The following is a 25,151-nucleotide window of genomic DNA, read 5'->3' as shown; positions in this document are numbered from 1 at the left end:
AATATTTTCTCCGGTTTAAAAACTAGCTCGGTACTTTGGTCTGCAAAGCCAAGGCATGTAGGGTTCCCCCCATATGGCCCTGAAGGGCTGCATAAACAAGTTGATGCTGCTTAACACGAGAAAGCCCGGCAAAGGCTTTGCTGGTCACAACACATGCATAATGGTCACCATCTCCAGCCAAATCCTGTATTTCAACTACAGCGTCTGGAAAAGCGTCCTGAATAAACTTTTCTATTTGTTGGGCTGTCATCGCCATAGAGAAACCCCTCTTACTGATTTTTTTGTGTGGAAAAGTTCATCATCTCAGGGAAAAACCGCATGTGGACCTTCTTCATATCTTCTATGGATATTGTATCGCCGGTGGGTAAATGCAAACCTTCATGACCGGCCTGACCAACCAAGAACACCTCAACGCCAAATGCTTTTGCCTTTTCCTCAAATACTTCCCTGTTCTCAACAACCACCAAATAACGAGACTGATCCTCACCAAACCAGAAGGCAGCTTCCTCACGTTTTTTTGGGGTTGGTTCCAAAGAACAGCCAAAACCACTGGCCATGACCATCTCTGCCAAGCCTACCAGAATTCCTCCATCGGCAATATCATGGCAGGCTATAATGGTTCGCTCTAAAATGGCCGTGCGAACAAAATCACCATTCTTCCGTTCCAAAGACAAGTCAAGGTTGGGCATATCCCCTGCTTCAAGCCCTTGAATTTCACGCAACCAAAGTGACTGACCCAGCTCACCTTTTGTAGGCCCAACAATAAAGATGAAGCCAGACTTGGGCATGCTCATCCCCATAGCCAACTCAACCTTATCCAAAACGCCTAATCCCCCCACTACGGGGCTAGGAAGAATAGAACGCGCTGAACCGTTGGCCTCTTTGGTCTCGTTATAAAGGGAGACATTTCCACTCACAACGGGGAAATCCAAGGCCCTGCAAGCGTCTCCCATCCCCTGGACACATTCTGCTAACTGCCCCATAATCTCCGGCTTTTCGGGATTCCCAAAATTAAGATTATCGGTTATCGCCAAGGGCCTAGCCCCTACAGCAGAAAGATTGCGCCATGCCTCGGCAACAGCCTGTGCCCCCCCCCTACGGGGGTTAGCCTGGCAATATCGGGGTGTACAATCTGTGGTAAGGGCAAGACCCAGGTCAGTGCCCTCTACACGAATAACAGCGGCGTCGGCACCGCCAGGGCGCTTAACTGTCTGCCCGCCAATAGTGCTGTCATACTGGTTCCAGACCCAAGCCCTAGAGGCAAGATCAGCACACCCAACAAGGCGTAGCAAAGCCTCTTTTAGGGAAAGAGACGTACTAAACTGCACTGGCAGAGGTTCTGGTGAAGGATGAGGTGCTGTAGGGCGATGATATAGCGGTGCCTGATCAGCCAATGGCTCCAGCGGAATATCCGCCTCTATGGTCCCCTTATGTTTTACAACGATATGCCCAGTATCCGTTAAATGACCAATAACAGCAAAGTCCAGCTCCCATTTATCAAAGATTGCCTTGGCCTGCTCTATTCGCTCCGGGCTGATAATAATCAGCATCCGCTCCTGGCTTTCAGAAAGCATCATCTCATAAGCCGACATATGGGTCTCACGCTGAGGAACATGATCAAGATTCAGCTCAATCCCCACACCCCCTTTACCAGCCATTTCCACGGCAGAAGAGGTCAGGCCTGCAGCCCCCATATCTTGGATGGCCACGACCGCATCGGTCGCCATAAGCTCCAGGCAGGCCTCAATTAACAGTTTTTCTACAAATGGGTCTCCCACCTGTACGGTAGGCCGCTTTTCCATGGCATCCTGATCAAACTCTGCTGAAGCCATAGTCGCCCCATGGATGCCATCACGCCCCGTTTTAGAACCGACATAAATAACCGGATTACCCACACCTGCCGCTGCTGAAAGAAATATCCTGTCTTTTCGGGCGATGCCCACGGTCATGGCGTTGACCAAGGGGTTCCCATTATAGGAAGGATGAAAGTTGATTTCCCCCCCAACGGTAGGCACTCCTACACAATTCCCATATCCCCCAATCCCTTTCACAACACCATCGACTATTCGTGCTGTATTTTTATCCGCAGGGTCTCCAAAACGAAGGGCATTCAAATTAGCAACAGGACGGGCCCCCATGGTAAAAACATCACGCAAAATCCCACCAACGCCGGTTGCAGCCCCCTGATAAGGCTCAATAAAGGAAGGGTGATTGTGGCTTTCCATTTTAAAAATGGCCGCAAGACCTTGCCCAATATCTACAACGCCAGCATTTTCTCCAGGACCATGGATCACCCAAGGAGCCTGGGTGGGAAGGGTTTTTAGCCAAACCCGCGAGGATTTATAAGAACAATGCTCTGACCACATGACAGAAAAAATACCAAGCTCAGTTAATGTTGGTGTTCTGCCCATAATAGCCAACATATTGGCATATTCATCTGAAGAAAGGCCGAACTGCCGGCCAAGCGCCTCATCAACCTTCATTACGGTTCCTGCCATGATCTATTTTACTGCCCCTGCTGACTTTTAACCTGTAAACTGCTCGACCAAACTGGCAAAAAGGGGTTTGCCGTCCTCTCCACCCATCAGGGGGTCAACCAAATCTTCAGGATGAGGCATCATGCCACAAACCCGAAAATTTGCACTTAAAACCCCAGCTATGGCATGCGCGCTCCCATTCGGGTTGGCGAAGCAGTCATCTTGGTTCATAACGCCTTCTGCATTGACATAACGAAAAAGCACTCTCCCCTCTCCCTCAAGCCTGGAGAGCGTCTCAGAAGAGGCAACATAATTGCCATCTCCATGTGCCATAACTGTACGAAAGACCGCCTTCTTTTCCCATTGGCTGGTAAAGGCCGTATCGTTACGTTCGACGCGCAAATATCCATCACTGGAAATAAAGCGTAAGCTCCGGTTACGTAAAAGGGCACCTGGCAGAAGCTGGGCTTCCGTTAAGATCTGAAAACCATTGCAAACCCCAAGCACATAGCCGCCTTTTTCGATGAAAGCCTTAATCTCACGCATAATAGGAGAGTGAGCGGCCATAGCACCACAGCGCAAATAATCCCCATAGCTAAAGCCTCCTGGTAAAACCAGAAGATCCAGATCAGGCAATGAGGTTTGCCGGTGCCAGAGCATGACAGGATCCTGACCGGAAACTTTTTTTAAGGCGATGGCCATATCCCTTTCCCTGTTGGTGCCAGGGAAAATGACAATTCCAGATTTCATTGATGACCCTTAGATTCGGTTAAACCACTCTGTGAAGGAGCATTGCCCTCCGCCGGTTTTGCCTCAGCTCCCTTGCAGGGAAAAGTCTCGTGAAGGGCAGTATAGACAAGTCCCCCAACAGGTTCATGAAGATGATCCTTTTTGCTTTTCAACCACGCGACCACAGCACTGCGCATTTGCACACCTGTGGTGGAAACTGGAATACAAAAGCCAGCTGGTGCGGTGCTATCGCCCTGATTTTTATCAAAAACCTTTGTAAGGGCCACAGAATCGGCCATTCCTGTAATGTAGGCTTCGCAAATCTGTGCACCGGAAGAACGTGTACATAACTGAAGAAGCCGCCCAGCTTGCATAGAGGAAACACGCTGGGCGTATGCCAAATTTGTATAAGAGAGCAGAACACTCCCGACCAAACCGAAAGTAAAACCAAACTTAAGAAGAGAATTCATTGGATCACCTCAACTGAAAAATTTTCAATCACACCATTGGCAAGAAGATTACGCCCCATTTCTTCACCTTGCTTTAAGGCAGCTTCTTGTGTTTTGGCTGCGGTTTCCAGCTCTATGATCCTTCCTGCCCTTACGTTTTCCACATCTAAAAACCCAAGCACATGCAAGGCATGTTCTATGGCTTTTCCTTGTGGATCAAGCACGCCATCCTTTAACATTACTGAGACACGAATCTTCAAGATATATTCTCCGACCTGTTGGTATCTGTACCATCGCTGGCACCAAATTCTGGCAAAACCCCCAAACGTTTTGCCACTTCCTGATAAGCCTGCTCAACCTGGCCTAAATCTCGGCGAAACCTATCTTTATCAAGCTTCTCGCTGGTTTTCATATCCCATAAGCGGCAATTATCGGGTGATATTTCATCTGCCAGAATGACCCTTTTCTCATCCTCTTCGTAATGACGCCCAAATTCGAGCTTAAAATCCACTAACAGAACGCCGCTCCCCCGAAACACACCGGAAAGAAAGTCATTAATTCTCAAAGCGTAGGTATAAATATCGTTCAGCTCGTCAGACGTGGCCCATTCAAAAGCCAGAATATGCTCCTCACTCACCAGGGGATCATTAAGGTCATCATTTTTATAATAATATTCAAGAAGGGGGCGGGGCAGTCTCGTTCCTTCTTCCAGTCCAAAACGTTTAGCTAGGCTTCCTGCTGCAATATTACGCACCACAACTTCAAGCGGGATAATCTCCACCTCTTTAACCAGTTGTTCACGCATATTCAGGGTTTTTACAAAATGGGTGGGAATACCAAGCTCTTCAATTCCCGTCATCAGATATTCACTAATACGGTTATTTAGAACCCCTTTTCCAGCTATAACCCCTTTTTTGGTTCCATTCCCTGCCGTAGCATCATCCTTAAAATACTGAACCAACAAACCTGGGGTCGGCCCTTCAAAAAGAATTTTCGCTTTGCCTTCATAAAGTTGCCTTCTGCGAACCATTGTACTCCTTTGGTTATTCACCAACTTGTTCAGTAATTATAATGCCTATCATCCAAAAGCAGGTATTTTTTAAATCCTCTTACAGGAAGAAAATCACTTTAGGAAGAGAAATATTCTTACGCCTTCTGTTTTTACTCGTAAGCCATTTTCCCATCATTTCCCCTTACTTCAAGACGGGTCATCGTGAATGGATACTACCAGGCAAAATCCATTTGTGCACCTGTATAGTTGCTATTATGCCCACCGGCTTGGCGGATCGTATCACCCACCTGATAATAGGCTTCCATTACAGAGAAAGACAAATTAGGCATGACCGACCAGCCCAAAGTTGCTGCCTCGTAAACACCACTCCAGTGGCTTCCTTTTCCAGCTGTATTCCGCAAAGGAATATTAGGTTGGGTATAAATGGCATCATTTCGTGTTTCACGCCACTGCATCCCCACATCAAATTCAAGAGAGACACTCTTGATGGGATTGAAAGAGAAAGAAGGCTTAAGATGAACAAGGTTAGAGTACCCCGTAAACCCTGCCAAAGTAAAATAATACCCATTGGGATAAAGGGGATTAAAAGTACCAATCGTATGCCCATTAGGGTTATGGCTACCTGAGGCAGAGTCAAACTGAATACCAATACGAGGAGAGGTATCGACATCGAAAGTATAGCCTAGTCGGGCTGCTGCTGCCCATGCCTGGATATTTTTACCGGTGATATCACCAAACTGGCCCATACTTTCTACATCCCAATCAACTCCATATTTTTTGCCCGCAAAGTGGGCATCAATAATATTACGCCTTTCATTGCCTGGTGTATTGTAAACACTAGTATCGTGTTGTTCATAACGGGCATAATAGGCAGAAAGAGAGGCATCTCCCAGTACGTGCCGTTCAACGCGAAACATGTGAAAAGAGTTGCGAGAGTTTGAGTAGTCGTCAAATACTCGTTTGGCTTGATACTGAACAGGATGGCTTAAAATACCGATAATACGCCACTCCCCCAGCTCCAGATCTCCCCAAATGGCATCAAACGCCTGCTGAACGTTTGGCCCCTGCCGCAAAGATACAAATCTTTGTAAATCAAAGGCAAAACCCTGGCGCCCGACCCGAGCTTTTAAAACAGAATCCTCATCAAGGCGGGTTTGGTAGCCCACAAAGGCCATACGGACATCCAACTTGTTTTTATCAACGGGGCTAATAGTGTTTTTTTCAACCGGACGCACATCTTCAAACTGGGTGTAAATCTGCCAGTGCCTATCTACTCTTATATCAAAATGAAATAGTAGCCTGTGCAGCAGATAGTTATCATGCTTATTGGGCGTAATTCCAAATTGACTAGAGCTTAAGTTCTCGTAACGCTCCCGAACGTTCATCCCCAAAGAGATATAAGAATAAGGATCAGACTCATCGAGAGAAATATATTTTAATGAATCCAGTGGCTCAGTTCGTAAGGAAGGATTATAGAGAGCAGCCCATTTTTCTGTCCACCGGTTCGCTTCAATCTTGGGTCGAGTTTTGGAAAGGCTGTCATTCAAGTTCCAAGGTTCTTTTCCATCGTCCAATTTATCAAAAGCCAATGTGGAAATATAAGGCCCCCGCTCTGTCTGTTCGGCAGTGCCCTGAGCAAAGGATTCTTTTGAAAAAGAAACAACCATACCAACAATGAAACAAAAACCAACCTTTTTGTATAATCCCTGCATTCCGTTTCTTTTTTATGCTGCTTCTTTTTTTTATTTTTTTATTGTTTGTAGCAAAAAACCTTATTTTTAAGGCCTTTTGCTACATTTTTGATACTCTTACACCTTTTTAGGGGTATGCCTTTCTTAGGGCGTAGCAGTATGGATTTCGGCAATATAAGCGCCAGGGAATTCCAAGATCGCCCCTTTCTGCCCTTGTACCGTATAAGGCCCAGCAAGAACCTTAACCCCATGATCTTTTGCTTGCCTTATCGTGGCATCAAAATCTGTTACTTCATATCCTGAAATTTCATGCCCATAGGGGTAAGGCAAAAAGCCTTCTGTCACAAGAACAACCACTTTCCCAAAACCAGATTCCAAACGAATCCGCCTAAAAGTTGTATCGGGGCGGCCAATCTCAACTCCGGATACTGCGCTTTCATCTGAAACAACGCGCCCTCTGGAAAAGGTCACAAAACTTTTCACAAAAGCCTCTGCAGCCCGTGGCGTTAAATAGATCCGGTTTTCTGGAATAGTGTGTAATGGCTTATAGGAAGGAGACTTGAAATGCCAATAAATCTGCATATTCACCCCACCAGGCCATTGGATGACTGCATCACGCCCTATTGGGTCATTAAAGGGAGCAACGACAACGTACGCCCCATTTTTCTGCGCCCAATCAATAGCCTTATCCATATCCGTAACCAAATAACCCGTCCGTTCCTGACCAAATGGGTAAGGAATAGGAGTTTTAAACCCAAAGACGGAAAGGGTACCAACTGGAGTAAATAATAGCTGTGAAGTTGTTGAGCTTGGTGTGGGGGTTACTGTGGCAACAACCGTTTTAGTGGAGGTTCCCCCAAATGTCCCTAAAAAGCTTTTTACAAAATCATCCCTTTTATTAGGGCTAATATACACGTGCGTTGTATCATATTGGGGACCTACCGCTAAAATTGGTCCGCCGATAATTTGCTGTTGTGCGGGCTCTGCATCACCCGTGCGAGCAATTGCACTATTATTTCCAACAAAAGACAAACTTGCCATAAGAGCAAGCGCTGTATAACCAAACCAGCCACGCTTTTTCATACATATCCCCTTAAAATAAAAAACCAAACCAATATAGTAAAGAATATACTGTTGTTATACAGTAATATTCTTTACAAAAACATCACCTATAATATTTTTATAAGGAAACTTAAAACGCCCAACAAGAGCATCCCAGGGCTCCCCAGAAGCTCTTGAGGTCGGCTACGGGAATTTTACTAGCCCATGCCGCAGCGTGATCATGGCCATGTGTTGCACAGGCACTTTCACATCCACAGCTTGATGCAGCAGTCTGGCGCATAAAGGCGGTAGAATCTTTTTTCTCTACACCCCAGGCACCATACCCTTTATAGGTACGAACAGGAGACCATTCTGGCATAGCAGGAGGGACTTCCACCTCATTCAGCGGGCCAAATTCGCCTTCAGAATAAACGATTTTACCGCCAACCATTGTCAATTCTGAAACGATATGGCTAATCTCGTCTTCAGCACAGGAAAAATAGTCATGGTTTGGCACAATAAGGTCTGCATACTGGCCAACCTTGATTTGCCCCTTTTTCCCCACTTCGTTAGAAAACCATGTACTCTTTTCCGTATACATGCGTAGGGCCGTTTCACGATCAAGACAGTTTTGGTTAGGGTAAATTTTAAGGCCACCAACCGTTTTACCAGTCACCAACCATGAAAGCCCGACCCACGGATTGTAAGAAGAAACCCGCGTTGCATCCGAACCGCCAGAGGTTTTAACACCTGCGTCCATAATTTTCTTCACCGGTGGGGTCGCTTCCGCTGCGCCCAAACCATAGCGCTCAACAAAATATTCGCCTTGATAAGCCATACGATGTTGCAAGGCGATCCCCCCACCTAAGGCAGCGATACGATCAATTGAACGATCTGAGATGGTCTCTGCATGATCAAAAAACCAATTAAGACCTTCCAATGGGATATCCTGGTTCACTTTCTCGAAAACATCCAAAGCCCGTGAGATGGTCTCATCATAAGTCGCATGCAGCCGCCACGGCCATCTATTTTGGGCCAGAACACGAATAACACCTTCCAGATCCCCTTCCATATTAGAGGGCATATCAGGGCGAGGCTGGCGGAAATCTTCAAAATCCGCTGCTGAATAGACCAGCATTTCCCCAGCACCATTATGGCGGAAATAGCTATCTCCATCATGGTAAGTGGTGGTCTGGCACCAATTCAGAAAATCTTCCTTTTCCTGCTTGGGCTTTTGGGTGAACAAATTATAGGCAATACGTATCGTAAGCTGTTTTTCATCAGATAATTTTTTGATCACCTGGTAATCTTCAGGGTAATTTTGCGAACCACCGCCCGCATCAATAGCGCTGGTAATTCCTAAACGATTCAGTTCCCGCATAAAATGGCGTGTCGAATTCACCTGATAATCAAACGGCAGTTTCGGACCACGAGCCAGGGCTGCATATAAAATAGTGGCATTCGGCTTGGCCAAGAGAAGACCCGTTAAATTCCCTTGAGCATCTTTTTCAAATTCTCCGCCAGGAGGCGCTGGAGTATTTTTATCATAACCACAGGCCCTTAAAGCAGCAGCATTCAGAATGGCCCGATCATATAAATGAAGAATAAAAACAGGGGTATCAGGGGCAACCTGGTTAATTTCATCTAACGTGGGCAAGCGTTTTTCAACAAACTGGTTTTCGGTAAAACCGCCTACAATCCGAACCCATTGTGGTGGAGGGGTAATAGCTACCTGCTGGCGAAGCATGGCCATACCATCTGCTAGGCTCCTTACACCATCCCACCGCAGTTCCATATTAAAATTTAGGCCACCGCGGATAAGGTGCAGGTGGTTGTCAATAATGCCAGGAAGGACACGGTGTCCTTTAAGGTCGACAATCTTGGTGTTTTTTCCAGCCAAGGGCATAATTTCTTTATCATGCCCAACAGCAATAAATTCTCCATTCTTGATAGCTACGGCGTTCGCCGTAGGGTTTGCTGGATCAAGGGTTGTAAATAACCCTCTATGCAAAATAATATCTGGTGTCTCTACAGCAGGCATCCCTTTAACTCCCTATATTTAAAATTATACTTTTAAAGCCTACATTAACAAAAACCTAATAAAATACTCTGTATTTTCCTGTAAATCAGGCCAGTTGAGCTTAATAAAAACAAAAGCTAGCTCCAAACACCATCCCCCTAAAAAGAGATGATAAATCCTTCTGTAAAATCAATACCTCTGACTATACTCACACACCTAAACTGGTGATAGGCTGTTGTTTTACAATCATAATCTTTAGTAGGGATCATTCAACCAACCGGCGATGATTCCCTTTAATAGCATTAACCAACAGGAGAAGAGTTTTTTTCATCCTCATTCATAAAACTTTTAGAATGGCATAACTCAGCAACAGAATGCGTAATTTCCTTATGAGGCGTACGAATGTATTTTACGGCGGTTTCACCGGTAACCATCCCTAAAAGTCCCAACAGAGCAATGATAGGTGGGGCTGGCGAGGCAACACCCAAAAGGGCATACAGACCACCTACTCCCAAACCAATAACAAAAGAAAGCAAATATGGAATCATCACCAAGCACCCCAGTAGAAATTAAGAGTTAAAAATTAATCTATATATCTTCTCTAAAAACACTGACCTTCTCCCGCCTACTGACAGGAGAAGATAAGAAACTCTCTAGAAAAAATACACCGAACAGGCCTTAGCCAGGATGATCACCAAGAGCCCATTTAGAGAAGCGAACTTGCACTCCATAAGGGGTAAATTTCTTAAGGATCTCCATAACTTCTGGGTAAGTCTCTGTTCTGGCCCAATCCTGCTGTAGTTCAAACAAGAACTGTAGAGCAGTGACAGGAACCGCACCAGCCTGCACCATTCTGTCCATCGCTCTATCATGTGGTTCAAGGTTGGTGTCCCCACAAGCATCGGCAACAACGAAAACTTCAAACCCTTCTTTCAACATGTCAAACGTTGGGAAACTTACGCAGGCACATGTCCACAACCCGGCAATAACAACACGCTTCTTACCTGTTGCTTTAATGGCTTCACGGAACTTGGGATCCAGCCATGAATTAATAGAAGTCCGCTCAATCATGGGCTTCCCAGGGAAAACACCTTCCGTGATTTCAGGCATGAATTGCCCAGAAAATGTATTGGAAGCAACACTAGTTAATACGGTTGGAACTTTAAAAACCTTTGCAGTCTCTGCCAAGATCTGGACATTGGCCATGATGGTTGCCCGGTCATGGCTTTGAACGCCCTGATACATTGCAGGCTGAAAATCAATAAGAGTTAATACACAGTCATCTGGAGTGAGCATTTTAGCATAATTTGACATTTTATTACCTATTTTCATTTCCCACCGAAAAAGAGTATCCCTTCCGGGGGAGAGCAACATTCAAAACCTATTATTTTCTTCAAAAAAAGATATTTATATACTTCTGAAAATAAAAATCTCTGTATTATGAACTCAAACATGCACATATTTAAATTAAGGATATAATACACATAAATTTAAGGACATAATACACAAAAGTTTTATAATCATGAGTTTACCTAATTTCCAAGCCTTTCTTATTCAAGAAAAGTTGTTCTTAAAAAAAGAAAACCTTTGTTTCTAAAATTGAAGAAAAATTAAAGGTTTTCTTACCAAACCTAGCATGACGATTCAAAAACTCCACTCAAATATCTCAATTTTTTATTCATAATCCAGATTTTTCCTAAAACCTTCTGCCTAAACGCCTAGAGCATGATCCAGATTTGTATACTCGCCATTTCTCTTCTATATAAGAGAAACTGCTGTTGTTATATCTTCTTCTCTGCTTTACAAATTTACAAAAACTTTATGAAAAACCACTCATATTCCTAAAGAACATGTTCCTCAATAAAAAGGCTCCTATTTCTATTAAGGGCCTATCCTGTAAGAAATACTTTTATTCCTGATAGGAACCAGATTTCGACCATTTATACGGTTTATAATTAAGATTATGAGCAGCGGGCCTAGCCGGCCTTACCAAAAACCTTCTTAAAGCTGTAATCGATATGCTTAAGATGCTGGGCGTTATCCATCGCCGCATCAATGATATTTTCTGGCACCCTTCCACTCACTTCTTCATCCCCTAAAAGATTCTCCCTAAAGCACTTCCAGTCTTTCTGGCCAAGCCTCTCCCAGGTTTTCATGGCGTTTCGCTGAATAATACGATAGGCATCTTCGCGGGATATCCCTACCCTCACCAAAGCCAGCAATACCTCCCCAGAATGCACAACACCCCCTAGGCTTTCCAGGTTTGCCATCATCCGATCTGGATAAATAACCAGTTTTTCAATGACTTCGGCCAAACGGTTTAAGGCAAAATCCAAAGCAATTGTCGCATCGGGGCCAATAGTACGTTCTACAGATGAATGACTGATATCACGCTCATGCCAAAGCGCAACATTCTCTAAAGCAGGAAGACTATAAGAACGTACCAGACGGGCTAAACCAGTAAGGTTTTCTGTTAGAACAGGATTACGCTTATGAGGCATGGCTGAAGAGCCTTTTTGCCCAGGATGGAAATATTCCTCAGCCTCGCGCACTTCCGAGCGCTGTAAATGCCGTATTTCTACGGCCAATCGCTCTATTGAGCTTGCAACAATCGCCAAGGCCGTAAAAAACGCTGCGTGCCGATCACGTGGAATAACCTGCGTTGAGACTGGTTCTGGCTGTAAGCCCAGTTTACGGGCAACATATTCTTCCACCCGTGGGTCAATATGGGCATATGTTCCTACTGCGCCTGAAATAGCACATGTGGCAATCTCTTCTTGCGCTCTTTGCAGCCGCTGATAGTTACGAGAAAATTCAGCATAATAACCAGCAAGCTTCAACCCAAAAGAGAGAGGCTCGGCATGAATTCCATGGCTACGACCAATGGTTAAAGTGTGTTTATGTTCAAACGCCCTTTTCTCCAACGCTACCAGAAGGCGTTTTAAATCATCTAATAAAATATCGGCAGCCTGATTGAGCTGAACAGAAAAGGTCGTATCCAAAATATCCGAAGAAGTCATCCCCAAATGAACAAATCGACTCTCAGGGCCAATCTTTTCAGCAAGCCATGTTAAAAAAGCAATCACATCATGGCGGGTTTCGGCTTCAATGTCATCAATTCTGCGTCGATCAGCTTCAGAAAAAGCCGCCATGGCTTTCTCTCCATTTTGGCGAATGATCTGCGCAGAGGAAGCAGGAATATCTTCACCCAGCTCGGCCATGGCTTCACACGCGCTGGCCTCAATCTCAAACCATATTTTATACCGATTTTTAGCTTCCCAAATCGCTGACATGGTGGGGAGACTGTAACGAGGTATCATATTTTTAATCTTTCTGGTCCAAAGTAGTGTATAAAGGCATACGAACCTTTATAAAATAAAACACTCCGCTTTATAACGCGACCATGACTACAATAACAGGAAATTGTCTCCCTCATACACCCTATTCCTTATAAAGAGACCTTATAGGAAAATATTTTAAAATCGATCTATACCGTAAATTCGTTATCATAGGTAAATTCGTCATTATAGAGAGTATTATGCTCAAATATTTTCTTTCCCCTTTCTCAAAGTGAGTGCCCATTCCATGAGTATACGGCATTCTCACCAACACCTCCCTTCTAAATTTATAAGGCACAAGCCGGAAATGGTGGCCTATAAAATCATCGCTGCTTTTTTTCTTGCATCTTGTGCAAGCCAAACTCCTACCCCCTCGAACAACTCTATTTCACCAAGCTTCTATACTGGCCAAACTCTCCCCCCCAGTGAACCAGAAAATACCCTACAGGACAGTGTAAAGACCTACCTCTCCCTTCTTTCAACACAAGGGGGATCCCCAAGCGATTATGCCTACTTCCTTATCCAGCATCCCGCCTGGCCTAACCATCAATATATGCAAACAAGGCTATTGAAAAAACTCGCTAGCGAGCCGGAAGACGCTATTGCTAGCCCCTTATGCCTAAACCAGCCTATCCCCTTCGCCCCAGCCTTGGTAAGATGTGCCAACATTGCGCCCCTATTTCCTATTATAGCCAAAAAATCTCATCAGATCTGGCAAACTTCACTCCTTTCTACCGAGGAAGAAAACAAATTTTATGAAGTTTTCAAAAATTATCTCTCCACCGAGGACCATTGGAAGCGCTTTCTCCTTCTGGTGAAAGAAGACCATTTCCTATCTGCAAAACATCTTCTGCCCTTGCTTCTGCCAGAGCAGAAAAAGCTGGCCTCAGCGATCCTAGCCTATCAAACCAATACCCCCCAGGCAGACAGATTTTTACTGCCCCTTGAACCGAAGCAACTTTCCCATCCCACATTGTTTTTAAGCCGTGTCCGCTGGCTGCGAAAAAATAACCAAATTGAAGAGGCTGTAAAGCTCTGGAAAGACCAAGGAAACAGAGCAGAACTTTACGCAGCCTCTGATTTATTCTGGCAGGAAAGAAAAAAGCTTGTTCAGACCTTACTGCAACGAAAACATATTTCCAATGCCATTCTGATCGCTGATGATGGGAGTTGCCTACCGCATAAAAATTGCAATGATTCAGCCTTTCTAGCAGGGTGGATGACCTTAAGACTGATTCATCAACCAGAAAAAGCCAGAAAATATTTCGTATCTTTAACCCGCGAGCCTGCTCTTTCTGTTAAAGCAGAAGGCTATTTCTGGCTGGGAGAAACCTTTATGGAAGCGCATCAACCACAAGATGCTCTCTCAAGTTGGAGCAAAGCTGCCCAATATCCAACAGTTTTTTATGGTCAGATTGCCCTTTTTGCACGCAATACAGGCACCCAGCAAACCAACTTCCTGACCGATCCCATCCCTTATATTCCCATTCTGTATAAGGCCCTTTCCCACCATAAAGAACCTTTATGGACACTTAAACAGGCTACTGATTTTCTGGGTAATGAGCTCATCCAGGCCGCAACCCTTCTTATTGCTGAAAAAGACTATAAGCACGCCACAGCTTTTATTATGCAAGCAGGGCAAAATGATCCCACTCCTGAAGTTCTCTCCCTTGCAGCTGCTTTTGCCCATGGGGTTAACAGTGCCAGTGCCGCCGTAATGTTAAGCCGAAAGGCTAGCCAGGAAGGAATTGCCCTTTTCCCCCAGGGTTGGCCCATGCTTGAGTTATCATCTCCCCCCCTCCCCACCACCGACCAGCTTCTCACTTCCCTTACCTTGGCCATTATCCGTCAGGAAAGTAATTTTAACCCTACAATATCCAGCTCCGCAGGAGCGGTGGGCCTCATGCAGCTTATGCCTGCCACTGCAAAAGACATGGCTGAAAAAAACCATATAAAAATCACCACTCCTATTTCCATTTCTGCTCTAACCGATGCTACCCTCAATACCACTTTGGGAATGCTCTATCTTAAAATGCTGTTAAAAACCTTCAACAACGCTCTACCCTACACAATTGCAGCCTATAATGCAGGCCCTACACGGGTAAAAACCTGGCTGCCTACGCCCCCTGCAACCTCTCCTATCGCTATGCTAGACTGGATAGAGAACATGCCCTACCCTGAAACACGGCATTACATTAAGCAAGTATGGCAAAACTTTACCCTTTACCAGGCCCTTTATCACTCTCCCCCACCTAGTTAATCCATTATTTGTAACAGGCCCTATCAACCATGTTTATTAAAGATTTAGAAGACCTTCCTCCCCCTCTTATTCAGCGCTCCCTTACAACTTTAACACTCTTACAAAAACAGAACCTGCATGTTGTTACAGCTGAAAGCTGTACCGGAGGCTTAATTGCAGCCTCATTAACTCATCATGCAGGGTCATCAAATGTGGTATTAGGGGGGTTTGTAAGCTATGCGAACTCCTTTAAACAGCACCAACTTGGTGTACCCGCAGAAACGCTTAAAACAGTAGGAGCCGTTAGCCAGGAAACAGCCATTTTTATGGCCAAAGGAGCCCTTGAGAAAGCCCAAGCCCATATTGCCATTTCCGTAACGGGTATTGCCGGCCCAGGAGGCGGAAGTACTGAAAAACCCGTAGGACTGGTGTGGTTTGCAGTGACTTTATACAACCAACCCCATATTCTTGCACGTTCAAAGATTTTCTCTGGCACTCGCAGTGCCATTCGCATTCAGGCCGCTATTGAAGGATTACAACTCGTAGAAGAAGCCATTTCAAAGTAAAAATGGTATCCTTTTTAGGGATACCATTTTTACTTGGCAGGCCTATTAACCAATACTCAGAGACTATTATTCGTCATCATCTGGGGTTGGAGGTGGAGGAGGAGGTGCCATTGTGTTATCTTCTGAAGGCATCCCACCACCAGGCTGCGTTACAGAGGACTGCAGTCCACCAGGGGCGCCATTAACCGGTGCACCTTGACCAGACTGAGCAGCCTGAAGGCTACGGGCGTTCAGGTCAGCAGTTGTCGCATCTCCACCACCATGAGCAAAGCGGCCATGGCCATGACCATATTTGCCATTATGATATTGACCATGATGTTTTGATGTATGGTGTTTTGGTGTGTGGTTGGCCAAAGCAAGAGATGGTACAGCCAAAGCGACAGAAGCTGTCAAAGCTGTTATCCCAAACAAACGTTTCATATTTTTTAATTCCTTCATCAAAATTAGATTCAGCACGAATAAGCCATAAAGATTATGGCTATCGAATTTATTTTAACCCGAACTCGTTCCTAAGACGATAGTGAAACGAGATAATTCTGTATAAGGTTTCCAAAGCGTGCAATAAAAACACAGATATAATAGTGATTATTTACCTCTTGTATCTTTTATACAACACAGTGTTGTCAGGCCACAATGCCTTCTCATTGGGGCTAGAAAAACCCTTTTACTCTTCCCTTATTTAAGAAAATATGCCCTTTTCTACAAGATTGGGCGCTCTTGTCCCTTTCTATATTCCCCCACTGATGGGTTTGGCGTACACCTCTTCTGCGCGCCTGATAAAAGCAGAAACCATGAGCTTTACAGCCTCGTTAAACACCACACCAATGGCAGCTTGTAAAATGCGAGACCGAAACTCAAAATCTACAAAAAAATTAACATAGGTGCCATGAGAATCTTCAATAAAATTCCAAGTATTATTTAAATAACGAAAGGGGCCCTGCTCATATTTTACACGAATAAATGTAGGCTTTTCCAAAGTAACCCGACTTGTAAAGGTTTCCCGAAAAGGGCCAAAGCCTATGGTAAGATCTGCCAGCAATTCATTTTCCTGATGAGAGCGTACCCGTGCCCCAGAGCACCAAGGAAGAAAATCCGGATAATGGCCAACATCTGCAACCAGATCAAATAACTGCTGAGGGCTAAAATGGACCAAACGTTTTTCTGCATGTGTCGGCATTAGAAAACCACTTTTACCTTTATATTTGTTTATTGTTTTTCAACTGCCAAAGCCCTGGCTTCCTTTAATGTCCTGAAATCAGCATCTGCATGATAAGAGGAACGCGTAAGGGGAGAAGAGCTTACAAGCAGAAACCCCTTGTTTTTGGCCCTTAGAGCATAGTCAGAAAAATTTTCCGGCGTGATATAAGAATGAACAGGGGCATGCTTACGGGTAGGCTGTAAATACTGTCCTATGGTTAAAAAATCAACCTCTGCAACCCGTAGATCGTCCATAACCTGCCAAACTTCCCGCTCCTCCTCTCCGAACCCCACCATCAATCCAGACTTGGTAAAAATTTGGGGCGCTAAGCGCTTAACATCATCGAGTAAACGTAAGGACTGATAATATCGCGCGCCAGGCCGTATGGTGGAATAAAAACGCGGCACTGTCTCCAGATTATGGTTAAACACGTCGGGCTCTGCTTCAAGTAAAGCTTCATAAGCGCGCCCTTTACGCAAGAAGTCAGGTGTGAGCACTTCTATACTGGTTTGCGGGTTTTGCTGGCGAATAATACGAATTACCTTGGCAAAATGAGAAGCCCCTCCATCTGGCAAATCATCCCGATCGACGGATGTAATGACGATGTGCTTTAATTGAAGTTGGGCTACCATCTCGCTTATTCGTTCTGGCTCTGTTGCATCAAGCGGCGACGGGCTTCCCGTGGCCACATTACAGAAAGCGCAGCCACGGGTACAAATATCACCCATAATCATCACCGTGGCATGACGCTGAGACCAACACTCCCCCAAATTGGGACAAGCCGCTTCTTCGCACACTGTCGTCAAACCGGCGTTACGGATAATTTGTTGGGTTTCGGCCCGTTTTCCCCCTGCTGCGGGGGGACGAATACGTATCCATGCAGGCTTGGGAGGTGAGAGATGATCCTCCTTGCCAATTTTTTCAGGATGCCTTACCGAAGCACGCCCCAAAACATTCTGCTTACCAGGAGAGGCGTTACGATGATCTATCACCAAACGTGTTATCATACTCTGCTGCTTCCCTTCTACTCTGCTTGATAAAGCCCACTTTTTCCACCGGATTTAAAGACCAGACGAATATCTGAAATCCTCATGGCTTTATCAACGGCCTTACACATATCGTAAATCGTTAAAGCAGCAACACTGACAGCTGTTAAGGCTTCCATCTCCACACCTGTTTGGCCTGTCACACGGGCTTCGGCCTCAATCCTAACCGATGCTGTTTGCCTATCAGCAACCAAATCAACAACAACAGAAGACAGCGCTAACCCATGACAAAGTGGAATCAGCGTAGGAACTTTCTTGGCGGCCAGAATACCCGCAATCCTTGCTGTTGCAAAAACATCTCCCTTGGGAATTTTCCCCTCAGAAATCAAAGCTAGCGTAGCAGGGGCCATAAAAACATTCCCCCGAGCCACAGCCTTGCGCTGGGTAGACGATTTTTCCGAAACATCTACCATTCGGGCATGCCCTGAGGCATCAAGGTGCGATAAAGAAGACATTCTGCGCCTTTTTACTCAGCTTTACCCAGGAGAGCAGCCACCGCAGCCCCTCTATCTTTCTGCTTCAGTAAACTTTCCCCCACAAGAAACCCACTAGCACCCACCTTTTGTAAGCGCACAACATCCTCATGCGTTTTAATCCCACTTTCAGATACAATAATCTTATCGGGTGGTACCTGAGGTGCGAGCTTTTCTGTAGTGGCAATATCGATCTCTAAGGTTGAGAGGTTACGATTATTAATGCCGACAAGAGCCGTATCAAACACAAGGGCACGATTGAGTTCTTGTTCATTATGCACTTCTATCAGCACATCCATCCCCAGCGCTCCAGCAAGCTCGGCAAGGGCTTGGACTTCTTCATCCTTTAACACAGCCATAATCAGCAAAATACAATCTGCTCCGACCAGGCGGCTCTCATGCACCTGCCAGGGGTCTAATATAAAGTCCTTACGAAGAACAGGGAGAGAGCATGCCTCTTTTACCTTTATTAAATCTTCTACTGAACCCCCAAAGCTCGATCCTTCAGTAAGGACTGAAATACAGGCAGCCCCCGCCTTTTGGTATTCTTGAGCAATTAAGGCCGGATTGTAATGAGAACATAACAGCCCTGCTGAGGGGGAAGCCTTTTTGGTTTCGGCAATCAAGCCAATCTGATGTTTGGCCGTTTTTTCCTTTAAGGCAGCAGCAAAACCACGGGAAGGCGTTTTCACATCCCCCGCCTTTGCAGCCATTTCCTTTAAAGGGGTAATCTGGCTTTTCTTAGCAAGATCTGACCTTACACGGGCGCAAATTTGTAACAAAATATCTGGTACTTCATCGTCTGATGGACCAACGATATTTGTTTGTATATTCAATGTGGGTTTTTCGTTCATTCTCTTTAATACCAAAAAACAAAACCAGAATTCGTGCCTTTACGTAAGCAGAGTATGGCGCAAAGCATTCAGCACGTTAAAGGCTTTTCCCTCGTCAATAATTTTTGCTACAGCAGCACTGGCTTCCTGAAAGGACTTTTTATCAACACTGCCATTTTTAATAACATTAACTTTTTCAGCCACCTGTAATGCAAAAACAGTATTCAACAAGACAATATCTCTATAGGGGCTTTTTTCGCCTTGAAGCACCCGCTCAAGAGCTGCAGCATTTTCCTGAGAAGATCCCCCTGCTATTGCAGAAACAGGAGCAGGTTTAAGGCCTATATCCTCTGCTGTAAAGGTCAGATTAAAAACTTCCTTCTCCCTTAACACCGCTAGCCTGTTAGGCCCAGCTAGGGTTAACTCATCAGTAAAAGCCCCTTTTTCTGTTGTTCCTGTTAGGACAATAACATTTTCAGCTCCCAAATTATGAAATGTCTGAGCAACTGGCAAAAGCCATTGGGGAGCATATACTCCCACCAACTGCCTTTTAACCCCTGCTGGATTGCATAAGGGCCCCAACAAGTTAAAAAGGGTTCTTACCCCCAAGGCTTTCCGAATATGGCTGACATGAGCAAAGCCCTTATGATGCAAAGGCGCTGATAAAAAAGCGATATTATGCTGCCTGATCTGCCGAGACAAAACCACAGGGTTTCCTTCTGGTAAAACCCCCAGGGCCCCTAAAACATCTATCGCTCCCGAACGTGATGATAAGGCCCTGTTCCCATGCTTGGCTACGGGCACCCCCATGGCTGCAACAACAAAGGCCACTGCGGTAGAGATATTAAAGGTTTTTTGCCCATCTCCCCCTGTTCCACAAACATCTATTGCATTATCGGCTACATCTGGCACCTGTTGCATTAAGGCTCTTACCGCCTTTACTGCCCCTGCAAGTTCTTCTGGAGATTCCCCCCTCGTTCGCATAACGACAAGAAGGGCAGCCACCATGGCATCGGGGACATGACCTTGCAAGATTTGGCCAAACACCTCCTCAGCCTGCGTGCAGGAAAGCTTTTCCCCTGAGATGAGTTGCTCAAGAAGGAGTGAATAGACATTCAGCCGATGAGGAGCAGAGGAAGAGGCCTGTGCTTCAGCTTCTAAATTTTTGGTTTCTAAATGGTTCGTCATAATTCCCTAAGGTGGTGGAAGAAAAGTCTATCACCATTATTGTGCCCCCTTTAGGAGCAGGACTCACACGAGCCTTCCACGGCTGAAGTGGCATTTTTTCTTCCCGCAATTCTCAGGAAATTTTCTAGAAGCTTATGCCCTGAACGTGAAGCAATACTCTCTGGATGAAACTGAACCCCAAAAATGGGGTGCAGTTTATGGCGTAACCCCATAATAATTCCTTCTTCCGTATGAGCTGTAACCGCTAATGCCTCTGGAAAGGTCTCTTGTTCGACCACAAGGCTATGATAGCGTGTCATCTCTGCGCCTTCGGGGATATCTTCAAAAATATCAGTCCCTTGATGATGGATTGAACTGGTTTTTCCATGCACAGGATGCGGAGCTCGTACAACTTTCCCTCCAAAAGCCTGCCCGATAGCCTGATGGCCCAGGCAAACTCCTAAAATAGGGAGTCTACCTGTTGCCTGAGTAATCAGATCACAGCAAATCCCAGCCTCATCAGGTGAGCAGGGACCAGGTGAAATCACAATGGCCTCTGGCTGCATTTCTAAAGCCTCCTCTACACTTATGGCATCATTTCGTACCACATGGCAGGATGCCCCTAATTCACCAAAATAGTGCACCAGGTTAAAAGTGAAGCTATCGTAATTATCAATCAGAAGTAACATGATTTTTCAACCATCTGGAGAAAAAGAAGATCATTCTAGCTAAAGCTGCATTAAACTTCTACATAAAGCTATACTTTATTTTCCGTTTACCCTTTATAGAATGGGGATATAAAAGAGTTTTTCCAATACTCGCTCGCAGCTTTATTGTAAAATAGCTTTTCCCAACGAAGCTGGCCTTTTTTTACGCCAATCGGTACTCTTGTTTATTTTTTGAAGGGATACTGCAAAAGTAAAGGATGCAATCCTTGTTTTAAATTCTGGCCTTGTCTTAAATTCTGGCTCATCCCGCATGAAATTTTCAGTATAGTAGGGAGCTTTACATATAGTTGGACGCTTTACAAAACAGTACTGATCTTTGCAAACAACTCAACGCCGCAACCCAGTTACTAAAAGCCGCACTGCCAATTCTACTGGCCATTACGGCTTATGCCGAACGTATCGTGAGCTTCATGACCATTCCCCCAATTTTTTGGGGTTTTTTTGAAATTTCATCCCTCTTTAAAATCACCTTATGGTGGGAAAAGGCCCAGAAACGGTTTCTGCTTTAGGTTTCCGCAAAGGCCCAAGCGCCTTCCGCAGCCCGAAACAGAGCACGAGCCTTATGCTGGGTTTCCTCATACTCCAGTTGCGGAACACTCTCGGCGACAACACCACAACCAGCCTGCACATACATCCGCCCCTGCTTCAGCAAGGCCATCCTTAAACCAATACAAGTATCCATAGAGCCATCAACCCCAAAATAACCTATACAACCCGCATAGGTTACACGTTTCGTGCGCTCTACCTCATCTATAATTTCCATGGCCCTGATCTTGGGGGCTCCAGTTAATGTCCCAGCAGGAAAAGCCGCCACCAACGCATCAATACAATCATGGTCAGGCTTGATCACCCCCTCTACCGTCGAGGATATGTGCATGACGTGACTAAATCGCTCAATAATAAATTGTTCTTTTACCCGCACACTGCCAAGCCTGCAAACCCGCCCAACATCATTACGCCCCAAGTCTATTAACATTAAATGTTCCGCCTTCTCCTTGGAATCAGCCAGTAATGCCTTCTCCAACGCTAAGTCTTCTGCACGGTCCTTCCCCCGCGGCCGCGTACCAGCCAATGGGCGCACGGTCATGATCCCCTCGCGTAAGCGAACCAGAATTTCTGGCGAGGAGCCGACAAGGGCAAAACCCTCTAACTGAAGATAAAACATAAAAGGCGCTGGGTTAACGCGCCGCAATGATCGGTAAAGCGATAGGGGCGTTCCTGAAAAAGGTGCAGAAAACCTTTGGCTGGGAACCACCTGAAAAGCATCCCCTGCATAAATATATTCTTTAATTTTCTCTACCACCCCTAAAAAATCTTCCCTGGTAAAGGTCGATTCAGGCGTAATGGAAGATTGACCTTGCTTGTTGGGGGAAGCAGGAAGAACTGGCAAGGCCTGCTGAAGAACGTGATAAGCCCCTTCTACCCTTGCCTTGGCTTTTAAAACCTGCTCTTCATATGAGAATGACCCCTTGTTGGCCCTAACCGGAGAAGCGAGGATAAATTCATCTTTTACATTATCAAAAATAACGAAAAGAGAAGGCCTCACCATTACTCCTTCCGGCAAGGAAAGATCATCCGGAGGGGCATGGGGCAAAACTTCCATCTGCCGAACCATATCATAGCCCAAATAGCCAAAAACCCCTCCTATCATTGGGGGAAGGCCATCTGGCAGCACCATCTGACTATCTTTTACAAGCTGACGTAAGGATTCCAAGGGTAAGCCATGCTCAGAATCAGATGTAAAAAGAGGCGCTTCGGGCGAGTAATCCTGACTGATTTCAACTTTTCCGTCTTGGCATTTCCAAACCACATCTGGCATCAAAGCAATAACAGAGTAACGCCCTCTTACGGCCCCTCCCTCTATACTTTCAAGCAAAATCATATATTTGCCATCATGAGCAGACCATTTCGCCAAACGGAGATAGGCCCCAACAGGGGTTAGTAAATCCGCCGCACCCACTTGCCAGACAAGACCACACTCATTTTCCCCATGGTAAACCTGAAACTGTTCATCCTGTTTTGAGTGTGTTGTCATCTTTATCCTCATTTTTCATTTTGTTATGCTTGATTCTGCACATCTGGGCGCATCTGGCGTTATGAGCTGAGGGTTTTTTAACTATGGCCGGAAAAACCTGCCAAAATCTGCTCCACTGCCTTATTGTTAATTTTGGGCTTTTCCCGATCCATCAAAGACTGCACAAAAAACTGCTGAATTTCATTTTGCTGGGCCTCAGTGAGAGATTGCTGGAGCTGGGTATAAGCTTCCTTTTGCTGAGAAGGGTCCGCAGCCATCACATCCAGCAAGGTGATAACCTCATACCCCCCTCTATTGGCCTGCATGGTGCTCTCCCCCTTTTTCAGGGCAAAAACAACATTAGCAAGGCCAGAAGCAAGATCGGCCGGTGGGTTAGATCGGGTAAAGGCAGGGCTGATAACAGCTTTATAAGGTAACTTAGAAAGAGCCATAACACCCTTGTCTTGTGCACGTGCGGCTAGAAATATACTTGTCGCTTCTTGTTCTGCCTTATGGCGGCGAGACTGCTCCTGCCATGCTTGCCTGATGGACGCTAAATGGGTTTTAAAATCAAGCTGATGAGCAGGCATGACCTCCTCTACCTCAATGGCATAATAGGTATTTTCAGGGCCAAACGCCACAGAAGGATGATCGCCCTTATGGGCAGAAAAAATATCTTTCAGCAAGGCTTGTTTAACACTTTCTGAAACCGGGAGGGGCGCTGGTCTGTTCTCAACTGTCATACCCTCACGGTTTAAGGTTCCCTCCAAAGCGGCAGCCCCCAAGTCTGCTGGCAACTGATCAAAACTGTTTCCACCGGCCAGAGCATCTTGTAATTTTTGTACCCGCTCTGGCAGCAAACCCACCGCTTGCCCGGCAGCCTGAGAATCATGAAGCTCCTTCCTTGCCTGTTCGAACGAAATCTTCACCGCCGGATTGGTTTTATTCACCACGAAAACAGCCCACCCTCCAGACGTTTTGAGAGGCCCCATCACCTTATTAACATCTGCTCCAAAAAGAGAGGAAGAAAGTTCCGCAAGGGGAATTTGTTCACGGGTGACCTCTGCCATCTCCACAACGCTGATTTTTTCCTTTTTGGCCAGGTCTTTCATTTCAGAAAGCGGCGTTCCCGCTTTCCATTTCTCAGCAAGAATTTTGGCCTTTTGCTGATCCTCTGTATTAAAAAGCACAAAATTACGCGACTCTGGGCGATTATAATGGGCAAGATTGGCATCATAGGCCTGACGAAGCTGAGTTTCTGAAATATCCAGTGAACGACCAATGGTATTCGCTGATAATAAAACAACCCGAACTTTCCGAAACTCAGGAACGCTGAACAACCATGGATGGTTAATATAAAAACGATGCAGCTCTGACTCTGCAGGAAGGGGATCGGCTGAAAAAGCAGCCATCGGCACTTCAACCCTGGCAATCTGGCGCTGCTCATAACTATAGGCAAACGCACGCTTAACCAGCTCCTCAGAAGCTTGAACACCCGCAGCAATGGGCTGCAATACAGCCTGCGACAGAAGCTCTCCCTTCACAATATCAAGAAACTTCTTTTCATTCATGCCGGCTTGCTGGATACGGCTATCAAATAATTTACGATCGAACTGACCTTTACTATCGTGAAAATAAGGCAGGGAAAAAACGGTTTTCCTGAGCAAATCATCACTGATGACAAAGCCATATTCCTCGGCAATTTCTTGCACCAACTCCCGCATGACAAGACGAGACAACACAGCACGAGCCACTTGCTGGCGGAGCTCCTCTGATAACTTCGCAGGGGTATTTTCTCCCATCCTCTGGGCTGTAGCGGCCAGTTCCTTTTGCAAGGCTGCAGAAAACTCTTCCCGGCCAAGGGTATGATGGCCCATAGTTGCCACAGTCTCTGAATGACTACCATTAAAAAGATCTGTCAGGACATCTCCTGCGCCCCAACCAATAAAGGCAATAAACACAAGAACAGCCATAATACGGCCTAGCCAGGAATCTACAAAGATACGGCGTAAAAAAGAAAGCATCGATCATGCACCTTTAAACAGAAATCTTCCCTAGCAATACATGATAATTGCTGTAATTCAAAGGTACGGAATACAGGATTATACCTATTTTATTCTCTTGACCCAT

24 protein-coding genes are annotated in these 25,151 nt (G+C 45.5%); 3 read left to right on the top strand and 21 right to left on the bottom strand.

The features are described from left to right. Positions 1 to 22: 22 nt before the first annotated feature. The 12 genes from JGUZn3_RS07665 to purB form a co-directional block, all read right to left on the bottom strand. Positions 23 to 256 carry a BolA family protein gene (locus JGUZn3_RS07665; protein ID WP_203412974.1) on the bottom strand — a complete coding sequence of 78 codons (234 nt, stop codon included), beginning with the start codon at positions 254 to 256 and terminating at the stop codon, positions 23 to 25. Between the two features lie 13 nt (positions 257 to 269). After that, the gene (purL, locus tag JGUZn3_RS07660; protein WP_456305644.1) at positions 270 to 2,498 is read right to left on the bottom strand and encodes a phosphoribosylformylglycinamidine synthase subunit PurL; all 2,229 of its coding nucleotides are present in this window, start codon (positions 2,496 to 2,498) and stop codon (positions 270 to 272) included. A gap of 27 nt (positions 2,499 to 2,525) precedes the next feature. Beyond that, a complete protein-coding gene (purQ, locus tag JGUZn3_RS07655; protein WP_203412973.1) occupies positions 2,526 to 3,227 on the bottom strand; it encodes a phosphoribosylformylglycinamidine synthase subunit PurQ in 702 nt (233 codons plus the stop codon). Beyond that, positions 3,224 to 3,676 carry a Rap1a/Tai family immunity protein gene (locus JGUZn3_RS07650; RefSeq protein ID WP_238996782.1) on the bottom strand — a complete coding sequence of 151 codons (453 nt, stop codon included), beginning with the start codon at positions 3,674 to 3,676 and terminating at the stop codon, positions 3,224 to 3,226. The genes purQ and JGUZn3_RS07650 overlap by 4 nt, the downstream gene beginning before the upstream one ends. Further along, positions 3,673 to 3,915 carry a phosphoribosylformylglycinamidine synthase subunit PurS gene (purS, locus tag JGUZn3_RS07645; protein ID WP_203412972.1) on the bottom strand — a complete coding sequence of 81 codons (243 nt, stop codon included), beginning with the start codon at positions 3,913 to 3,915 and terminating at the stop codon, positions 3,673 to 3,675. Before purS ends, JGUZn3_RS07650 begins: the two co-directional genes overlap by 4 nt. Then, entirely contained in the window at positions 3,912 to 4,685 is a 774-nt protein-coding gene (gene purC / locus JGUZn3_RS07640) for a phosphoribosylaminoimidazolesuccinocarboxamide synthase (protein ID WP_203412971.1), read from the bottom strand. The genes purS and purC overlap by 4 nt, the downstream gene beginning before the upstream one ends. A 194-nt stretch (positions 4,686 to 4,879) precedes the next feature. Beyond that, positions 4,880 to 6,379, bottom strand: a complete 1,500-nt coding sequence (locus JGUZn3_RS07635) for an alginate export family protein (RefSeq protein ID WP_203412970.1) — start codon at positions 6,377 to 6,379, stop codon at positions 4,880 to 4,882. A gap of 123 nt (positions 6,380 to 6,502) precedes the next feature. After that, complete coding sequence (locus JGUZn3_RS07630) at positions 6,503 to 7,441, bottom strand: glyoxalase (RefSeq protein WP_203412969.1); 939 nt, start codon at positions 7,439 to 7,441, stop codon at positions 6,503 to 6,505. 109 nt (positions 7,442 to 7,550) lie between these two features. Then, a complete protein-coding gene (locus tag JGUZn3_RS07625; protein WP_203412968.1) occupies positions 7,551 to 9,440 on the bottom strand; it encodes an amidohydrolase in 1,890 nt (629 codons plus the stop codon). A 281-nt stretch (positions 9,441 to 9,721) separates the two neighbouring features. Continuing rightward, positions 9,722 to 9,967, bottom strand: a complete 246-nt coding sequence (locus JGUZn3_RS07620; protein ID WP_203414862.1) for a DUF1427 family protein — start codon at positions 9,965 to 9,967, stop codon at positions 9,722 to 9,724. 130 nt (positions 9,968 to 10,097) lie between these two features. Continuing rightward, positions 10,098 to 10,733, bottom strand: a complete 636-nt coding sequence (locus tag JGUZn3_RS07615; protein ID WP_203412967.1) for a hydrolase — start codon at positions 10,731 to 10,733, stop codon at positions 10,098 to 10,100. 662 nt (positions 10,734 to 11,395) lie between these two features. After that, a complete protein-coding gene (gene purB, locus JGUZn3_RS07610; RefSeq protein WP_203412966.1) occupies positions 11,396 to 12,739 on the bottom strand; it encodes an adenylosuccinate lyase in 1,344 nt (447 codons plus the stop codon). Positions 12,740 to 13,004: 265 nt separating this feature from the next. Here purB and JGUZn3_RS07605 point away from each other — a divergent pair, with 265 nt between their 5' ends. Together JGUZn3_RS07605 and JGUZn3_RS07600 are read left to right on the top strand one after the other, a co-directional pair. Beyond that, positions 13,005 to 15,017 (top strand): lytic transglycosylase domain-containing protein, encoded by a 2,013-nt coding sequence (locus JGUZn3_RS07605; RefSeq protein ID WP_203412965.1) that lies wholly within the window; start codon positions 13,005 to 13,007, stop codon positions 15,015 to 15,017. Between the two features lie 29 nt (positions 15,018 to 15,046). Then, positions 15,047 to 15,562, top strand: coding sequence for a CinA family protein (locus JGUZn3_RS07600; protein ID WP_203412964.1), 516 nt, complete (start codon positions 15,047 to 15,049; stop codon positions 15,560 to 15,562). A gap of 66 nt (positions 15,563 to 15,628) precedes the next feature. Here JGUZn3_RS07600 and JGUZn3_RS07595 read toward each other — a convergent pair whose 3' ends face one another. From JGUZn3_RS07595 to JGUZn3_RS07565, 7 genes are all read right to left on the bottom strand, one after another. Then, on the bottom strand, positions 15,629 to 15,982 hold the full coding sequence (locus JGUZn3_RS07595) for a hypothetical protein (protein ID WP_203412963.1): 354 nt from the start codon (positions 15,980 to 15,982) through the stop codon (positions 15,629 to 15,631). Between the two features lie 307 nt (positions 15,983 to 16,289). Next, complete coding sequence (locus tag JGUZn3_RS07590) at positions 16,290 to 16,739, bottom strand: type II toxin-antitoxin system RatA family toxin (protein WP_203412962.1); 450 nt, start codon at positions 16,737 to 16,739, stop codon at positions 16,290 to 16,292. 29 nt (positions 16,740 to 16,768) lie between these two features. Beyond that, entirely contained in the window at positions 16,769 to 17,767 is a 999-nt protein-coding gene (gene lipA / locus JGUZn3_RS07585) for a lipoyl synthase (protein ID WP_203412961.1), read from the bottom strand. A 17-nt stretch (positions 17,768 to 17,784) separates the two neighbouring features. Then, entirely contained in the window at positions 17,785 to 18,261 is a 477-nt protein-coding gene (gene moaC, locus JGUZn3_RS07580) for a cyclic pyranopterin monophosphate synthase MoaC (protein ID WP_203412960.1), read from the bottom strand. An 11-nt stretch (positions 18,262 to 18,272) separates the two neighbouring features. Beyond that, a complete protein-coding gene (gene trpC / locus JGUZn3_RS07575) occupies positions 18,273 to 19,133 on the bottom strand; it encodes an indole-3-glycerol phosphate synthase TrpC (RefSeq protein ID WP_203412959.1) in 861 nt (286 codons plus the stop codon). A gap of 39 nt (positions 19,134 to 19,172) precedes the next feature. Beyond that, on the bottom strand, positions 19,173 to 20,300 hold the full coding sequence (trpD, locus tag JGUZn3_RS07570) for an anthranilate phosphoribosyltransferase (RefSeq protein WP_203412958.1): 1,128 nt from the start codon (positions 20,298 to 20,300) through the stop codon (positions 19,173 to 19,175). A gap of 50 nt (positions 20,301 to 20,350) precedes the next feature. Beyond that, entirely contained in the window at positions 20,351 to 20,968 is a 618-nt protein-coding gene (locus tag JGUZn3_RS07565) for an anthranilate synthase component II (RefSeq protein WP_203412957.1), read from the bottom strand. 326 nt (positions 20,969 to 21,294) lie between these two features. Here JGUZn3_RS07565 and JGUZn3_RS07560 point away from each other — a divergent pair, with 326 nt between their 5' ends. Then, complete coding sequence (locus JGUZn3_RS07560) at positions 21,295 to 21,516, top strand: hypothetical protein (RefSeq protein ID WP_203412956.1); 222 nt, start codon at positions 21,295 to 21,297, stop codon at positions 21,514 to 21,516. Here the strand turns inward: JGUZn3_RS07560 and trpE are convergent. After that, a complete protein-coding gene (gene trpE, locus JGUZn3_RS07555) occupies positions 21,513 to 23,042 on the bottom strand; it encodes an anthranilate synthase component I (protein WP_203412955.1) in 1,530 nt (509 codons plus the stop codon). The genes JGUZn3_RS07560 and trpE overlap by 4 nt on opposite strands. Positions 23,043 to 23,119: 77 nt before the next feature. After that, the gene (locus JGUZn3_RS07550) at positions 23,120 to 25,045 is read right to left on the bottom strand and encodes a peptidylprolyl isomerase (protein WP_203412954.1); all 1,926 of its coding nucleotides are present in this window, start codon (positions 25,043 to 25,045) and stop codon (positions 23,120 to 23,122) included. Positions 25,046 to 25,151: the final 106 nt, after the last annotated feature.

It is taken from the genome of Entomobacter blattae (genome assembly GCF_014672835.1).
In the GTDB taxonomy this organism is placed as follows: Bacteria; Pseudomonadota; Alphaproteobacteria; order Acetobacterales; family Acetobacteraceae; genus Entomobacter; species Entomobacter blattae.
Note: the sequence above shows the minus strand (reverse complement) of the source record. Positions and strands in the feature narration are given on the sequence as shown.

Excerpts from the sequence above, each read along its gene's own strand:
- JGUZn3_RS07600 (WP_203412964.1), top strand. The coding sequence starts at position 15,047 with ATGTTTATTAAAGATTTAGAAGACCTTCCTCCCCCTCTTATTCAGCGC.
- lipA (WP_203412961.1), bottom strand. The coding sequence starts at position 17,767 with ATGATAACACGTTTGGTGATAGATCATCGTAACGCCTCTCCTGGTAAG.
- moaC (WP_203412960.1), bottom strand. The coding sequence starts at position 18,261 with ATGTCTTCTTTATCGCACCTTGATGCCTCAGGGCATGCCCGAATGGTA.
- JGUZn3_RS07665 (WP_203412974.1), bottom strand. The coding sequence starts at position 256 with ATGGCGATGACAGCCCAACAAATAGAAAAGTTTATTCAGGACGCTTTT.
- JGUZn3_RS07625 (WP_203412968.1), bottom strand. The coding sequence starts at position 9,440 with ATGCCTGCTGTAGAGACACCAGATATTATTTTGCATAGAGGGTTATTT.
- purQ (WP_203412973.1), bottom strand. The coding sequence starts at position 3,227 with ATGAAATCTGGAATTGTCATTTTCCCTGGCACCAACAGGGAAAGGGAT.
- JGUZn3_RS07595 (WP_203412963.1), bottom strand. The coding sequence starts at position 15,982 with ATGAAACGTTTGTTTGGGATAACAGCTTTGACAGCTTCTGTCGCTTTG.
- trpC (WP_203412959.1), bottom strand. The coding sequence starts at position 19,133 with ATGAACGAAAAACCCACATTGAATATACAAACAAATATCGTTGGTCCA.
- JGUZn3_RS07565 (WP_203412957.1), bottom strand. The coding sequence starts at position 20,968 with ATGTTACTTCTGATTGATAATTACGATAGCTTCACTTTTAACCTGGTG.
- JGUZn3_RS07620 (WP_203414862.1), bottom strand. The coding sequence starts at position 9,967 with ATGATTCCATATTTGCTTTCTTTTGTTATTGGTTTGGGAGTAGGTGGT.
- JGUZn3_RS07550 (WP_203412954.1), bottom strand. The coding sequence starts at position 25,045 with ATGCTTTCTTTTTTACGCCGTATCTTTGTAGATTCCTGGCTAGGCCGT.
- purC (WP_203412971.1), bottom strand. The coding sequence starts at position 4,685 with ATGGTTCGCAGAAGGCAACTTTATGAAGGCAAAGCGAAAATTCTTTTT.
- trpD (WP_203412958.1), bottom strand. The coding sequence starts at position 20,300 with ATGACGAACCATTTAGAAACCAAAAATTTAGAAGCTGAAGCACAGGCC.
- JGUZn3_RS07615 (WP_203412967.1), bottom strand. The coding sequence starts at position 10,733 with ATGTCAAATTATGCTAAAATGCTCACTCCAGATGACTGTGTATTAACT.
- JGUZn3_RS07630 (WP_203412969.1), bottom strand. The coding sequence starts at position 7,441 with ATGAAAAAGCGTGGCTGGTTTGGTTATACAGCGCTTGCTCTTATGGCA.
- JGUZn3_RS07635 (WP_203412970.1), bottom strand. The coding sequence starts at position 6,379 with ATGCAGGGATTATACAAAAAGGTTGGTTTTTGTTTCATTGTTGGTATG.
- trpE (WP_203412955.1), bottom strand. The coding sequence starts at position 23,042 with ATGACAACACACTCAAAACAGGATGAACAGTTTCAGGTTTACCATGGG.
- JGUZn3_RS07590 (WP_203412962.1), bottom strand. The coding sequence starts at position 16,739 with ATGCCGACACATGCAGAAAAACGTTTGGTCCATTTTAGCCCTCAGCAG.
- purL (WP_456305644.1), bottom strand. The coding sequence starts at position 2,498 with ATGGCAGGAACCGTAATGAAGGTTGATGAGGCGCTTGGCCGGCAGTTC.
- purB (WP_203412966.1), bottom strand. The coding sequence starts at position 12,739 with ATGATACCTCGTTACAGTCTCCCCACCATGTCAGCGATTTGGGAAGCT.
- JGUZn3_RS07650 (WP_238996782.1), bottom strand. The coding sequence starts at position 3,676 with ATGAATTCTCTTCTTAAGTTTGGTTTTACTTTCGGTTTGGTCGGGAGT.
- JGUZn3_RS07605 (WP_203412965.1), top strand. The coding sequence starts at position 13,005 with ATGAGTATACGGCATTCTCACCAACACCTCCCTTCTAAATTTATAAGG.